This window comes from Nonomuraea sp. NPDC049269 (genome assembly GCF_043197155.1).
Taxonomy (GTDB): Bacteria; Actinomycetota; Actinomycetes; order Streptosporangiales; family Streptosporangiaceae; genus Nonomuraea.
This window is the reverse complement of the sequence record NZ_JBICSO010000018.1, coordinates 12,711-26,884: the sequence shown is the minus strand read 5'-3', so window position 1 is coordinate 26,884 and position 14,174 is coordinate 12,711. Positions and strand designations below refer to the sequence as shown.

The following is a 14,174-nucleotide window of genomic DNA, read 5'->3' as shown; positions in this document are numbered from 1 at the left end:
GTCCAGGAGGCTCAGTAGCAATGCGGGCGGCCGCGCACAGACGTAGGTCACGGCAGCTGAGTTCAGCGGGGACGGCGGGGCTGGATGGGGCCGGCTTCGGCGGTGACGCGGGCGGAGGTCTCTTCACCGGGGCGGACGTAGCGGTCGAGGCTGGCCAGGTGCTGGTGGCGGCTCTTGGCCCGCAGTTCGGGCGCGGTCCGGCCGGCGTGGGCCAGATGCTGCAGAGCACTGTGGCGGAGCTGGTGCAGCGTCCAGCCCTGCCGGTGCGGGTCGAGCTGGGCTGAGGCGGTCTTGAACAGGTACTCGGCGCGCGGATAGGACAGCCGCCCCCGCCCAGTGGCGGGGTCGATGTCGGCGGATGCAGGGGCGCGCGGGCCAGAGACGGGCGCACGCCGGTCGGCCAGGAACAGCGGCCCGGTGGTGCGGCCGGCCAGCAGGCGGGGCAGTAGCCGGGCGGTGGGGGTGGCCCAGTGCACGTACTCGATGGCGCCGCCCTTGGAGACGACGCGGGCGCGGCGGAACTCCAGGTCGAGGTCCTCGACGTTGAGGGAAAGGATTTCCTCGGCGCGGGCGGCCGTGTCGTACAGCAGCCGCCACAGCAGTCGTTCGCGCAGGGCGTGGGCGGGGTCGTTGAAGAGCGTCTCCAGCCGGGTGCGCGGGACGGAGCGGTCGCCGCGGCGGGCGGGTGTGCGGCGCTGCAGGCGCCGGGCCGGGTTGGTGTCCAGCAGGTCCTGGCGCTGGGCCCAGGTGGTGAAGGAGCGCAGGGCGGACAGGTGCCGGTTCCAGGTGGCGGCGGCCGCGGTCTTCCAGCGGTCCATCACCGCGGCGTAGTGCTCGGGGGTCAGGTCGGCGACCTGGTGGTGGGGGCCGGTCGCGGCGGTCAGCCGGGCGAGTGTTTCGGTGTAACCGGCGCGGGTGGTGGCCGTGGTGATGGAGTCGAGGAAGCGCCCGGCCGCCGACTCGATGCCGGCCGCGGTCGTCGCGTCGGCGGCTGGGCCGGGTTGGCTGGGGAAGGCCACGACGGACACGGGCACCCTCCTGGCAGGCAGTGTGACACATAATGTGGCCGAGTCGCCCTCACAGCGGCGAACGCCGATATGGGCGGACACGACCCGATGGCCAGCAGTGTGACAGATAATTCAAATTCTGTGTCGTATGTGAGTGGATGGCGGAGGACGTGATCTGGCGGCGCGCTCCGTGTTTCCGCATGTCAGGCTCACGGTCCACGCCGATCGGCTCAACTGCCATACCCTGCCGGAAATTTTGCCGTCGCCCGCGGACACGTAGGAGTTGAAAGCCCTCAGCGTACGGAAGGTCTGACGAGGATGACGCGTGAGTGAACATGATGAGCGGTCCTGGTTCGAGGCGGTGTACCGGCGAACCTATGAGCAGATCCTCGGATATGCCGTGCGGCGGTGTTCCTCGCCCGAGGACGCCGCCGACGTTGTGGCCGAGACCTACGTGATTGCCTGGCAGCGGATTGCCGAGTTCCCCGACGGCGAGGCCGGCAAGCTGTGGCTGTACGGCGTGGCCCGGCGAGTTCTGGCCAATCACCGCCGTAGCGAGCGGCGCAGGCTCACCCGGCACACCGAGCTCACCGACGAGATCCAACAGCTCTACGCCGCCCCCTCTCGCCACGGTGAGCAGCACGGCGTGGACGAGGCCATGGGCATGCTCGCCGACAGCGATCGTGAGCTGCTGGCCCTGGCTCTCTGGGAGGGGCTCGACCCCGGAGAGATCGCCACAGTGCTGGACTGCTCCCGCAACGCCGCCAGGATCCGCCTGCACCGGGCCCGCAAGCGCTTCGCCAAGGCCTTGGAAAAGACCCGCCCATCGGCCGCCGGTTTCGCGTCGCGGCCGCTCATCCAGAAGGAGTCAGGGTGAACAACGACCAGATTTTCAAGGACCGGGCGAGGGCGCTGGATGCGGACCTGGCCGGCAGCGCGTCCACCGCGGGGGCGGACGCGCTGCTGGTGCAGATCGTCTCGCTGGAGCGCGTTCCGGCCCGACGACGGCTCTTGCCCTCTCCTCGCCGCGCCCTGCTCGGCATGGCCGCGGTCGCCACCCTGGTGGGAGCCATCGTCGTCGGGCCGTCCCTGTTCGAGGCCTCCGAGCAGGTGTACGCCAGCCAGGCGGTGACGATCGACCGCGTCGGAGATGACTACGCCTTCTACTTCACCGATGGAGATCCTGACCCCGCCGAGCTGAAGAAGGCCTTCCACAAGGTCGGCCTGGACAACCTCACGGTGACGCTGACCCCCGTTTCGCCGCGGCAGCCGGGCACCGTCTTCGGTTTCGAGAAGTCCGACCCCGACGCACATGCGCTATTCACCGGTGAAAACTGCCCTGAACGGCTCCCAGGCTGCATTACGTCCTTCATCGTCACCGCGGATATCAAGGGCCCCGCAGAGGTCAGCCTGGGCCGCCCGGCGAAGCCCGGTGAGAAGTACTCCTACCCCGCCGATGCGAGCTGGCCGGGGGAGGCGCTGGCCGGGGTGAAACTTCAGGGACGTCCGGTGTCCGAGGCGGTACGCGTCGTGCGCGAGCGTAACTTGAAGGTGGCCTACGAGTTCGACTGGCCGCTGCGGAACGGTGACGAAGGCGTTCGTTACGAGGAGAACGTGTCGGCTTCCCGCATCGATCCCGGCGCGTCGGTGGCGCGCGCGGATTCCTACAACGACGGCGTGATCGTCCTGCACGTCGTGCCGGACCCGGCCGCGACTCCGCCGCCCGGATTCTGAGCAGCCCGGTGTGATTTATCGGCCCACTCGGACATGACGTCCTTCAAGAGTGAGGCTGGGCCGGACCAGGTGGGTAGTCGTTCGCGCGCACGGCTGCCCACCTCGCCAGGGTGTTCTGCGGGGAAGCCGCCGACCACTTGCCGTCTAGGCGAGGGTGGGCGCGAGGACGCGCTTGTCGGCCGAGGTCGGCCCGTATGACCCGACCCAGACGGGCGCGCCCAGAGCGTCCGCCACCGCCGCGGGCCAGTCGGTGACGGCGTCGCCGTACACCGGCTTGGCCCGCAGCAGGCGCGCGGTGAGTGTGGCCCGGTCGCCATGCCAGAGGTCTGTCTCACAGCCCTCGTACGCGTGACACAGCCGAGACACCGGCGCGTCCAGGTGCGTGAGCGCCAGCCCGTCGACACCCCCCGCCACCGCCACCGCGTACCGATGCGCCACGGCGTCGAAGTGCCCCACCCGGAACGGCCCCTGCCACGGCCCGGTGCCGTTGTGCCGCTCCGGCAGCTCCAGCGTGGGGTCCTCGGTGACCAGCGGCCCCGGCCCGTGCCGGGGCGTGTAGGTCCGCAGCACGCCGAGCCGGACGGCCCCGGCCCCGCCCAGCAGCTCCAACGCGTTCGCGAACGTCGTGGTGCTCCAGGTCGTGTACGGGTCGAACCCGTGGTTCTCGTCCAGCAACACCCCCTGCGCCCCCTCGAACACCACCGGCCCCCGCCTGAGCAGGCCATCAGTGGAATCCACCAGCCGGACCCGCGACGCGAACCCCCGGTAGGCCGCCACGCAGTCCGCCACCGGCGGCCCGTCCACACCCAGCGCCTCCCGCAGCACGCCGAGCTTGCGGGTCAGCGTCGCGGGAGAGTCGCCCGCGCGCGGGGCGAGCGAGCCGTTCGCCAGCGCGTACGCCATCGTCTCGCCGACGCCCATCCCGCACGACCCGTGCCGCTCCGCCCCCCGGGCCAGCTCCCGCTGACGGCCCGCCTCGATGTGGTACGGCGTGGCCAGCAGGCAATCCCGATGGACCGTGAGCAACCCGAACGGATCCGGCACGCCGAGCCGTGCCAAATGGGCGGCTTCGGCGGAGAGCGCCAGCGGATCGACCACCACGAACCTCGACAGATGCGTCGGCACACCCCGCAACGTCCCCGAGCCGAACTGCGCGAACGTGTGGTGCCGGCCATCCGGCAGCACCACGTTGTGCGCCGCCTGCGCGCCGCCGTTGAAGCGGATCACCGCGTGGACCGGCCGGGTGGCGCACAGCCAGTCCACGACGGTGCCCTTGCCCGCGTCGCCGTACCCGAGGTCGGCGACGATGACGTGTTCGCTCACGCGTCCAGCCCGTCGAGCGGCTCCGACACCACGAGCGTGCCGCGGTCGAGTTTGGCCAGTGCCTTCGACACCGAGGCGCCGGCGCGTGAGCCGAGCCCGGCCAGGTCGTCGAGGCCCTCGTCGAGGCCGATGGCGTCCTCGCCGAGCCCGACCGTGAGCGCGATCGTCTCGCAGACCGCGTCCAGGTCGTCGAGCTCCAGCACGTTCTGGCCGAGCAGGCCGCGCCAGGTGCTCAGCACCTTCGCGTTCCCGGCGTAGCTGGCCCCGGCGGGCAGGATGTAGTAGACGTCGTACTTCTGGGTCAGCTCGGCGACCATCGTCGCGACGTCGATGTCGCGCTGGCGCGGGTCGCCGATCAGCTTGTGGACGGCCTTCCCGCTGACCCGCGGATAGGGCAGCTCGTCGCCGATCATGAACAGGTATCCCCGCTTGCCGCGCTTCTCGTAGCAGTCGATCGAGGTGTGCCGGGCCATGAAGTACATGGCCAGCTCGTACGACTCGGTCATCTGGCCGCCGCCCCCGCCCTCCAGCAGGATCTGGCCGAGCTGTTCGTCCATGCGGTTGTCGGACTCGAACTGCCCGACCTGGAGCGGTGCCCGGTCGCAGGTGGCGTCGCCGATCGCGCCGAACATGATCTGCGGATCCGTGGCGTACCCCTTGCGCAGCAGCAGCCCGAGCAGGTCGGGCAGCTTGGCCTGCAGCGTGCGTGGGACGTTGCCCATCGATCCGGTGACGTCGAAGAGCACGGCGACGGCCAGCGAGTCCGGGTGCTCGTCGGAGTCGCGGCTCTCCCGCGTGACGCCGAAGGGGTCGAGGTCGGGGTGGGTGGTGGAGGCGCCGCTGTCGCTGTAGGCGAAGGCGCTGGCGCCGGTGGCGGCCCGGTAGCGGGCGGCCGAGCTGTAGACGTCGGTGGACCAGATTCCGCTGCCCATGATCTTCTCCCTAGAGGTGAAGGGGCCGGTAGGTACGCGGCCCGTAAAGGTCTTCGAGGAGCTCGTCGAGCTCGGCGAGCAGTGCCCACGCGTCGGAGGGCGGGCGCCGCAGGCAGCCGCCGACGAAGGCGCGCATCGCCCGGGGGTGGTCGCCGAGCAGGCCGGCGACGCATCGGGTGACGCCCAGGACGTCGCCCGAGGCGTCCTTCGAGGCGTCGGTGAGATACGACCGGCACCAGTCGACGAGGACGAGTCCGTGGTCGATGGGGTGGACGAGTACGTGGCGGGGGAGCACGGCGCCGTGCGTGACTCCGGCCCGGTGCGCCAGGCCGGTGGCCACCAGCAGCCGCCGCCAGATCCAGGCCACGTCCCGGGGGTCGAGGCCGGTGCCGAGCCGGGTCAGGGTGACGAAGCCGCTGGGTGCCCGGCTGAGGACGTTCGCCTGCCGTACGGTGCGCCCAGCTTTATGCCGAAATTTCGAGACAAGGCGGGGGATGTACGGCAGGAAGCGCGGGTCCGCGTCCGAGGCGATCTGAGTGAGTGCGGCGGCCTCCCGCACCAGCAGGTGGTTGTCGGCCGGGTCACGCGGCAGCTTGAGCAGCGCGTCGTCGTCGGCCGGGTACAGGACGGCGGTGCCGCCCCGATGCAGGATCGGCCCGATCCGATAAGGCCCCACCCGCTGACCGCGGTTGTGGTCGGACCACAGCTCGGCCAGCCGGGCGAACGCCCCCGCGGTCCCGGGAGACACGTCCGGGTGGAGTAACCGGGCCAGGCGCCGGTAGACCCGCGCGGGGGAGTCGCCCGCGAAGAGGTCGCCGGCCGAACGCGCCCCTGTGACGATCGACGCGGCCTCCTCGGCATTCACCGGATCTCCTCCTCCCGTGAGGGCCGCAGCAGGGCGGGATGCAGCAGCCGGGCGTCGCCCGCGCGGTACAGCTTGGCCCGCGGCCCGCCCTTGGGCCCGCCGGTCTGCGTGGTCTCGCCGGTGCCCTCCACGAACCCGGGCACCGACAGCACCTTGCGGTGGAAGTTGCCCGCGTGCAGCGGCGTGCCCCACACGCTCTCGTAGATCAGCCGCAGCTCGGAGACCGTGAACGTGTCGCCGGCGAAGGCCGTGGCCAGCGGGGTGTACTCCAGCTTCGACCGGGCCCGCTCCACGCCGTCGGCCAGGATGCGCTGATGGTCGAAGGCCAGCCGCGGCACGTCGTCGACCGGATGCCACACGGCCGCCGCCGCGTCGGTGCCCGCCCGGGGGTCGGGCAGGTCGGGGGCGAAGGCCAGGTACGAGATCGACACCACGCGCATCCGCGGGTCTCGGCCGGGGCCGCCGTAGCTGGCCAGTTGCTCGATGTGCGCGGGCGCGGCGTCCAGCCCGGTCTCCTCGGCCAGCTCGCGTACCGCCGCCTCGGCCAGGTCCTCGTCGGGCCGGATGAAGCCGCCGGGCAGTGCCCAGGCGCCCTCGTACGGCTCGACGCCGCGCTCCACGATCAGGACGTGCAGCCGCCGGTCGCGGATGGTCAGCGCCACCACGTCGACCGTCACCGCGACCGGCGGGTATCGCCGCGGGTCGTAGCCGGCCAGGAACTCTTCCATCGCACGTCCTTCTCACAGTGAGTCAATCTCTCTCTGAGAATAACCAGCCGTCCTCAACATGTCCACAAATTTGGGCATTTACGAGATCGCGTTTAGTTGTTAAGAAGGTTTATTAACAAACTCCATCGAGCTTGCGAGGACCCATGGCCCGCTCCCGGCTCATCCTCATCCTGCTCTGGACCTGCACTTTGCTGGTCAGCGCAGGGGGTGTCGCCCTGGCCGCACCGGCGGCGACCGCTTCCTCCACAGCCCTCTCCGGCTACAAGATCCAGTCATCCGCCAAGGTGTCGGACTCCGGCACCGCGATCTCCACTCCCGGCTACGCGGCCTCCGGCTGGTATCCGGTCGGCCCACGCTCGACCGTCCTGGCCGGGCTGCTGGAGAACAACGTCTACTCCGACCCGTTCTTCTCCACGAACATGCAGTCGATCCCGACCGCCGACTTCGACGTCCCCTGGTGGTACCGCTCGGACTTCACCCTCGGCTCCGAGACCGGGTTACGCACGTTCCTCGACTTCAGCGGCGTGATGTCGAGCGCCGACGTGTGGGTCAACGGCACCCAGGTGGCCACCGCCGCCCAGGTCGCCGGTGCCTACACCCGGCACGAGCGCGACGTCACCGCGCTGGTCCACCCGGGCGTCAACTCGGTGGCCTTCCGCGTCAACGCCAACAACCCGAACAACCACCTGACGATCGGCTGGATCGACTGGGTGCAGGTCCCGCGCGACGACAACACGGGCATCTTCCGTGACGTGCTGATCAGGCGCAGCGCCGACGTCTCCTTACGCGACGCGCACGTGATCACCAACCTGGCCGTGCCCGCCCTCGACCGCGCCGACCTCACGATCAAGGCCGACGTACGCAACGGCACCGGCAGCGCGGTGACCACCACGGTCAGCGGGACGATCGGCTCGCTCACGTTCTCCCAGAACGTCTCGCTCGCGGCGAACGAGACGAAGCGCATCACGTTCAGCCAGACGCTGACGAACCCGCAGGTCTGGTGGCCCTACCAGATGGGCGCCCAGCCGCAGTACGACCTCAACCTCACGGCGACCGTCGGCGGAGCGGTGAGCGACACGCTGACCCAGCGCTTCGGCGTCCGCAAGGTCGAGTCGGCCAAGAACGCCAGCGGCCGCCGCTTCTACAAGATCAACGGCCGGTCGATCCTGATCAGGGGCGGCGGCTGGTCACCGGACATCTTCCTGCGCAAGGACCTGCGCTACCTGGAGGACAAGATCCGGTACGTCAAGGACCTCGGCCTGAACACCATCCGGGTCGAAGGCCACCTGGACACCGACGAGCTCTACGACCTGGCCGACAAGTACGGCATCCTGACCATGCCCGGCTGGGAGTGCTGCAACAAGTGGGAGGGCTCGTTCGCCACGGCCGACTACCCCATCGCCAAGGCGTCGATGCAGGCGGAGGCCACCAGGCTGCGTAACCACCCCAGCGTGATCTCGTTCCTGATCGGCTCCGACAACCCGCCGACGGCCCAGAAGGAGACCAACTACCTCGACGCCCTGACGGCCGCCGAGTGGCCGCTGCCGATCGTCTCCGTGGCCTCGGACAAGTCCAGCCCGCAACTGGGCAACTCCGGCCTGAAGATGCCGGGCCCGTACGAGTGGGTGCCGCCGAACTACTGGTACAACAAGCGCGAAGGCGGCGCGTTCGGCTTCAACTCCGAGACCAGCGCGGGCCCGGACGTCCCGACCCTCGACTCGCTCAAGCGGATGATGACCACCGCGCAGATCAACTCGCTCTGGCAGAGCCCGAGCGCGACGCAGTATCACCGCTCCCCGTCGAGCACGTTCAACAACCTGACGATCTATCACAACGCCCTCAGAGGCCGGTACGGCGTGCCGTCCAGCCTGACGGACTACGTGAAGAAGGCGCAGCTCGCCCAGTACGAGGCGGTCCGCGCGCAGTTCGAGGCGTACGGCCGCAACTTCACCGACTCCAGCAACCCCTCGACCGGCGTCATCTACTGGATGCTCAACAGCGGCTGGTCGTCGCTGCACTGGCAGTTGTTCGACTACTACCTCGACCAGGGCGGCTCCTACTGGGGTGCCCGTGAGGCGAACAGGCCGCTGCACGTCCAGTACTCCTACGACAACAAGTCCGTCGTCGTGGTCAACTCGGGCCCCTCGGCGGCCTCGGGCCTGACGGTCAAGACCGACGTGTTCAACATGGACGGCACCTCGAAGTACACCAACACGGCCACGGTCACCGTCCCCGCCGACGGCGGCAAGGCCACCGCGGTCACCGTCCCGTCGATCAGCGGCCTGTCCACGACCTACCTCGTCCGGCTGAGCCTGCTGCGGGGCGGGGAGGAGATCGACCGCAACGTGTACGCGCTGTCCACGGCGAGCGACGTCATCGACTGGGACAACAACGACTGGTACTACGTGCCGACCACCAGCTACGCTAACCTGACCGGGCTCAACAGCCTGGCCCAGGCCCCGATCACCGCCACCGCCACGTCGCCGTCCCCCGGGACCGTCGCGGTGACGATCAGCAACACTGGCACGGGCAAGATCCCCGCGTTCATGCTCGACGCGCACGTCGTGGACGCGTCCGGCAAACCGGTGCTGCCGATCCAGTGGTCGGACAACGCGATCAGCCTCTGGCCGGGCGAGTCGAAGACCCTGACCGCCACCTACCGGGCCGCCGACCTGAGCGGCGCGGCGAGCGTCCGGGTGTCCGGCTGGAACACCGCGACGCTCACCGTCCCGACCGGCCCGCCGGACACCGAGAAGCCGACCGCGCCGGCGAACCTGCGCAGCACCGCCAAGACGTCCTCCAGCGTCACGCTGGCCTGGGACGCCTCCTCCGACAACACCGGGGTGAGCGGCTATGACGTCTACAACGGCACGACCCTGGCCACCACGGTCACCGGCACGACGGCCACGGTCTCGGGCCTGACGGCCGCCACGTCGTACACGTTCACGGTCAAGGCCCGCGACGCGGCCGGCAACACCTCGGACGCCTCGAACGCGGTGACCGAGACCACCGGCAGCGGCCCGGTCGTCTACCAGGCCGAGGACGCGACGATCTCGCAGGGCGCGGCGGAGTCGAACCACGACGGCTACACCGGCACCGGGTTCGTCAACTACGACAACGTGACCGGCAGCTACGTCGAGTGGACGGTCAACGCCCCCGTGGCGGGACCGGTCACTCTGGAGCTGCGCTACGCCAACGGCACCACGGTGAACCGGCCGATGGCCATCGCGATCAACGGCGGCACGGCGGTCAACCGCGACTTCAACGGCACCGGCGACTGGGACACCTGGCAGACCTCCACCCTCACCATCAACCTCACCCAAGGAGCGAACAAGATCAGAGCCACCGCCACCACGGCCAACGGCGGGCCGAACGTCGACCGGATCTCGATAGGCTGACCTCATGATTCGCCACGTCGTGCTGTTCACCTGGACCGAAGACGCCACCGAGGAGCAGAAGGCCACGGTCGCGACAGAGTTGCGCAAACTGCCGGGGATCATCCCGGAGATCCGGTCCTACACGGCGGACGCCGACGCGGGCATCAACCAGGGCAACCACGAGTTCGGGGTGGTCGCCGACTTCGACAACGTCGACGACTACCTGGTGTACCGCGATCACCCTCAGCACCAGAAGGTGATCGCGGAACACATCAAGCCGATCATCGCGAGCCGGGCGGCTCTGCAGCTCAGTCTTTAGGAGCTTCGTCGGTCCACCCGAGCTTCTTGATCACGTTGCTGTCGACCAGCTCGCCGACCGGCGAGCCGTCGGACCTCGTCGGTGTGCGCTGAATGGCCAGCAGGTCGCCGCTCTCCCGGTCGATGATGATCTGCTGGAGTACCTCCGGGCTGTTGAACAACAGCCCGAGTCCGGTACGTCCGTCGAGGTCCGTGACCCCGTCGGCCACCCGCACGCCGGGCAGCTCCGTGAGCATCCGGTAGAGCGCGGCACGCGTGCCCGGCGTGGTCTCGGCGTCCTCCAGCAGCTGACAGGCGACGGTCCAGAGCCAGGTTTCCCGGTTGTCCCGGGGGTCGGAGTAGCGCTTGAGCAACTCGGTTTCGAGCGCCTCCGCGTCGGTGGGCAACCCTGTCACGGGCTTGAACTCCGACAGCTCCACCGGCCCGTAGAAGGTCTTGCCGACCTGGCAGCCGCTCTTGGAGTCGCAGAGCGGTGGCGATCCCGCGTCCTTCCATGCCTGCTCGTCGGCGCGCGTCACCGGTGCGGCGGTGAGATCAAGCTTCTTGATCCGCTGCACACCGTCTCGGCTGATCCACATCACCTCAGGATTGCGATACTCGACGGTGTAGTGGGGGGTGGCCTTCCTCGTGATCCGCACCATCTCGCGCCGCCACCAGGCGCCCTCACCGGGCGGCTGGGCGGCCAGCCGGTCCGCCGCCGTGGCGAGCGCCTGGGCCGGGTCCTCCTGAGTCGCGGCGGTGTCCGGGCCCCCGCCCAATCCTGGCACCACCACGAACCCGCCGATCAGCACCAGGGCGACGGACGCCGCCGCGAGCGCCACCCGGGACCAGCCGGGCAGACGTCGGCGCGGGGCATCGTTCAGCATCCGGGCGCGGACCGCCATCACCCGCGCGTGGTCGGCCGGCGGCACGTCCGGCATCACGTCGTCGATGAGCTGGAACTCCTTCATCAGACCTCAACTCCCAGCGCGTCACGTAGTTTGGTCCTGGCTCGGCTCAGCCGGGAGGCGACGGTGCCGTTGGCGATACCGAGCGCCGCGGCCACCTCGTCGTAGATCAGCCCGCCGTACGCGACGAGCAGCAGCACGTCGCGCTCACCGCGCGACAGCCCGGCCAGCGCGGCCGAGAGCTTCTGGACGGTCACCCCGGCGGCGACCCGGTCCACGACTCGCTGGTCGTGGCCGCCGTCGTCGCCTGGTGGCCCGGACCTGGCCAGTGCCCGGTAGCGCCGCATCTCGGCCCGCCGGTGCTTGCCGATGAGGTTGGTGGCGATGCCGTACAGCCATGGCCTGACGCCGCCCTTGGCGGCGTCGAAGCTGTCGCGACGGCGGAACGCGACGAGGAAGGTCTCGGCGGCGAGGTCCTCGGCGATGTCGAGGTCGAGGCGGCGGCCGATGTAACGGCGGATCTCCTCGTAGTGCGCGTCGAAGACCGTGGCGAACCGCTCGGGATCGGCCACCGCTCCGTCAAGAGACGTGATCATGCAAGGGTCTCCCTTGCCGGGGAACAGGGACACCTGTGATTACCCGCTCCCGGGAGACCCTTCCATCAGATTGCCCGCAGGATGGTCGACATTAGATGAGATCGGCGACCTGAAATGAGAGCACTGCTCTTGACTTGACCGCCACCTTGAGAGAGCATTGATCTCGTAAGAGAGCGGCGCTTCAAACGGAGGAGACATCATGGGCAAGCACGTCATCGCAGGAGCGGGACAAGTCGGCAAGCACCTTGCCGGGCACCTGCTCGCACAGGGGCACCAGGTCGTCGTGGTCACCAGGTCAGGCAAGGGCCCAGCCGGCGTCGAGTCCGTCGCGGCCGATCTCACCGACCGCGACCGGCTCGCCCGGATCGTCAAGGGCGCTGACGCCCTCCACAACTGCGCGGGTCCCGCCTACCCCCGCTGGGCACAGGACTGGCCGCCGCTGGCTTCCGCGTTGCTGGCCGCCGCCGAAGCCACCGGCGCGGTGCTCGTCACCGCCGGCAACCTCTACGCCTACGGACCCGTGACCACGCCGATGGTCGAGGATCTCCCCCTCGCCGCCCCCGGCGTCAAGGGCCGTGTCCGCGCCAAGATGTGGACCGACGCGCTGGCCGCGCATCAGGCCGGCCGTGCCCGCGTCACCGAGATCCGCAGTTCCGACTACTTCGGCCCGGGCGCCAGCGACCAGACCCCCGTCGGCACCCGCTTCGTGCCTTCGCTGCTCGCCGGCAAGAGCACTTCCTTCCTCGGCGACCCCGACCAGCCCCACTCGTGGACCTACCTGCCCGACGTGGCCGCCGCGATGGCCATCGCCGCCACCGACGAGCGCGCCTGGGGCCGTGCCTGGCACACCCCCAGCAACCCGGCGCTATCGGCCCGCGCACTGGCCGGGCGGCTGTGCGAACTCGCCGGAGCGCCCGCACCGCGCCTCAACCGCCCCCCGGCGCCGATCCTGTTCGCACTCGAGCTGATCAACCCCGTCATCCGTGAGCTGAAAGAGACGCGCTACCAGTTCGACCGACCCTTCGTCGTCGACTCCTCGGCGTTCGAGAACACCTTCGGCATGACCGCGACTCCGCTCGATGCCGCCCTCAAGGCCACCATCGCCGCCGCACCCACCACCTGACGTCGCAGGTGGCGGCGTCGAATCAGACTTCCGGCGGGTTGTTCTCGCGGTGCATCAGCTGGTTGTCGGAGGTACGGCCCCGCCTCGGGGCCAGCACGATGCTCAGGACCACGCCCACCCCGCCGACGATCATGAAGATGACGCCGATCGTGTCCATGTGCACACTCTGGCCGAACACGTCCGGCTCGATGGCGAATCGCAGGATGGCGCCGAGCGTGAGGAAGAAGATGCTGACCCCGACACCCATGACGACCTCCACAAAGGCAAAGAGCACGTACGCCCTCGGTCATACCCGAGTATGCGTGATCACACGCTCAGGCGAGACAGGAGAGTGGCTTTCCGCCATTAAACGTGATCATGTCGGTGATGGCGGCGACAAGGTCGATCTGGCCGCCCCGAGGCAGTCCGTCCAGCTCGGCGTAGGCGCGGTGCAGGTTGCCGACGATGCGCTCGGCGTCGAGCAGCTCGCCCCACTCGCCCAGGTCGGTCTCGCGGGCCGCCTCCAGCGGGGTCAGTCCCGCCGCCCGGCCGCGCTCGGCGGTCGCCAGCACGAACTCCAGGTAGCCCCGCACCCGGTCGAAGACCTCGGGCCCGCACACGTCACCGTGCCCTGGCACGACCGTCTCCGCGCCCAGCTCCTTGAGCTGGTCGAGCGCCTCGATCCCGCCCGTCACCGAGCCCATCAGCACGAACGGCGTGCCGCCGTTGAAGGCCAGGTCGCCCGAGAACAGCAGCCGCCGCTCCGGGATCCAGACATAGGAGTCGTTGGTGGTGTGCGCGGCGAATCCGACATGCCGCACCTCGCACCGCAGCTCGTCGGAGTAGACCGTGATCCGGTCGCTGTAGGTGAGGAACGGCGCCACCGCCTCCAGATGGCCCCACTCCACGTCCGGTGACCAGGCGAACGTCCGATACTCCGGGATGCCCTCGGCCAGGATCAGCTCGCGGGTCCGCTCATGGGCGACGATGGTGGCCTCGGGGAAGAGGTAGTTGCCGAACGTGTGGTCGCCGTGGTGATGAGTGTTGATCAGCGTGGTGATCGGGCGGGCGCTGACCTCGGCGATGGCCCGCCGGTACGTCCGCGTGCGCCGCTCGGTCGAGCAGGCGTCGATGGAGATCACCCCGCGCCGCCCGGCCAGGAAGCCCGTGTTGTTGATCCACCAGCTCCCGTCAGGCTGAATGTAGGCGTAGATGCCTGACGAGACCTCTTCCAAACGGGGTGGCGGCAGAGGCTGGTCGTCGTGGTGAGAGGCACTCATGTCGCGAACGTACCGCGTGCGAGCC

The 14,174-nt window shown here is 69.5% G+C and carries 14 protein-coding genes; 5 read left to right on the top strand and 9 right to left on the bottom strand.

Going from position 1 to position 14,174, the window contains the following annotated elements:
- Positions 1-62: 62 nt before the first annotated feature.
- On the bottom strand, positions 63-1,028 hold the full coding sequence (locus ACGFNP_RS59650) for a tyrosine-type recombinase/integrase (protein WP_393333891.1): 966 nt from the start codon (positions 1,026-1,028) through the stop codon (positions 63-65).
- Between the two features lie 304 nt (positions 1,029-1,332).
- On the opposite strand from ACGFNP_RS59650, the gene ACGFNP_RS59645 reads away from it, so the two are divergent.
- Entirely contained in the window at positions 1,333-1,884 is a 552-nt protein-coding gene (locus ACGFNP_RS59645; RefSeq protein WP_393333888.1) for an RNA polymerase sigma factor, read from the top strand.
- A complete protein-coding gene (locus ACGFNP_RS59640; protein WP_393333885.1) occupies positions 1,881-2,741 on the top strand; it encodes a hypothetical protein in 861 nt (286 codons plus the stop codon). The genes ACGFNP_RS59645 and ACGFNP_RS59640 overlap by 4 nt, the downstream gene beginning before the upstream one ends.
- A 144-nt stretch (positions 2,742-2,885) precedes the next feature.
- Here the strand turns inward: ACGFNP_RS59640 and ACGFNP_RS59635 are convergent, their stop codons facing one another.
- Genes ACGFNP_RS59635 through ACGFNP_RS59620 form a run of 4 tightly spaced genes read right to left on the bottom strand, consistent with a single transcriptional unit; the run spans position 2,886 to position 6,589 of the window.
- A complete protein-coding gene (locus tag ACGFNP_RS59635; protein WP_393333882.1) occupies positions 2,886-4,064 on the bottom strand; it encodes an adenylosuccinate synthetase in 1,179 nt (392 codons plus the stop codon).
- A complete protein-coding gene (locus tag ACGFNP_RS59630) occupies positions 4,061-4,996 on the bottom strand; it encodes a hypothetical protein (RefSeq protein ID WP_393333880.1) in 936 nt (311 codons plus the stop codon). The genes ACGFNP_RS59635 and ACGFNP_RS59630 overlap by 4 nt, the downstream gene beginning before the upstream one ends.
- 10 nt (positions 4,997-5,006) lie before the next feature.
- Positions 5,007-5,861, bottom strand: coding sequence for a molecular chaperone DnaJ (locus ACGFNP_RS59625; protein ID WP_393333877.1), 855 nt, complete (start codon positions 5,859-5,861; stop codon positions 5,007-5,009).
- Positions 5,858-6,589 (bottom strand): NUDIX domain-containing protein, encoded by a 732-nt coding sequence (locus ACGFNP_RS59620; protein ID WP_393333874.1) that lies wholly within the window; start codon positions 6,587-6,589, stop codon positions 5,858-5,860. The genes ACGFNP_RS59625 and ACGFNP_RS59620 overlap by 4 nt, the downstream gene beginning before the upstream one ends.
- A gap of 143 nt (positions 6,590-6,732) precedes the next feature.
- Between ACGFNP_RS59620 and ACGFNP_RS59615 the strand changes: the two genes are divergently transcribed.
- Both ACGFNP_RS59615 and ACGFNP_RS59610 read left to right on the top strand, forming a co-directional pair.
- Entirely contained in the window at positions 6,733-9,987 is a 3,255-nt protein-coding gene (locus ACGFNP_RS59615; protein WP_393333872.1) for a fibronectin type III domain-containing protein, read from the top strand.
- A 4-nt stretch (positions 9,988-9,991) separates the two neighbouring features.
- Positions 9,992-10,285 carry a Dabb family protein gene (locus ACGFNP_RS59610; RefSeq protein ID WP_358319281.1) on the top strand — a complete coding sequence of 98 codons (294 nt, stop codon included), beginning with the start codon at positions 9,992-9,994 and terminating at the stop codon, positions 10,283-10,285.
- Here ACGFNP_RS59610 and ACGFNP_RS59605 read toward each other — a convergent pair.
- Positions 10,275-11,234 carry a CU044_5270 family protein gene (locus tag ACGFNP_RS59605; protein ID WP_393333868.1) on the bottom strand — a complete coding sequence of 320 codons (960 nt, stop codon included), beginning with the start codon at positions 11,232-11,234 and terminating at the stop codon, positions 10,275-10,277. The two genes, ACGFNP_RS59610 and ACGFNP_RS59605, sit on opposite strands and share 11 nt — an antisense overlap.
- Positions 11,234-11,767 (bottom strand): RNA polymerase sigma factor, encoded by a 534-nt coding sequence (locus ACGFNP_RS59600; protein WP_358319275.1) that lies wholly within the window; start codon positions 11,765-11,767, stop codon positions 11,234-11,236. The genes ACGFNP_RS59605 and ACGFNP_RS59600 overlap by 1 nt, the downstream gene beginning before the upstream one ends.
- 199 nt (positions 11,768-11,966) lie before the next feature.
- Between ACGFNP_RS59600 and ACGFNP_RS59595 the strand changes: the two genes are divergently transcribed.
- Complete coding sequence (locus ACGFNP_RS59595; RefSeq protein ID WP_393333865.1) at positions 11,967-12,890, top strand: NAD-dependent epimerase/dehydratase family protein; 924 nt, start codon at positions 11,967-11,969, stop codon at positions 12,888-12,890.
- A 22-nt stretch (positions 12,891-12,912) separates the two neighbouring features.
- Here ACGFNP_RS59595 and ACGFNP_RS59590 read toward each other — a convergent pair whose 3' ends face one another.
- Positions 12,913-13,137 (bottom strand): hypothetical protein, encoded by a 225-nt coding sequence (locus ACGFNP_RS59590; protein WP_358319270.1) that lies wholly within the window; start codon positions 13,135-13,137, stop codon positions 12,913-12,915.
- Between the two features lie 67 nt (positions 13,138-13,204).
- Positions 13,205-14,149 (bottom strand): MBL fold metallo-hydrolase, encoded by a 945-nt coding sequence (locus tag ACGFNP_RS59585; RefSeq protein ID WP_393333860.1) that lies wholly within the window; start codon positions 14,147-14,149, stop codon positions 13,205-13,207.
- Positions 14,150-14,174: the final 25 nt, after the last annotated feature.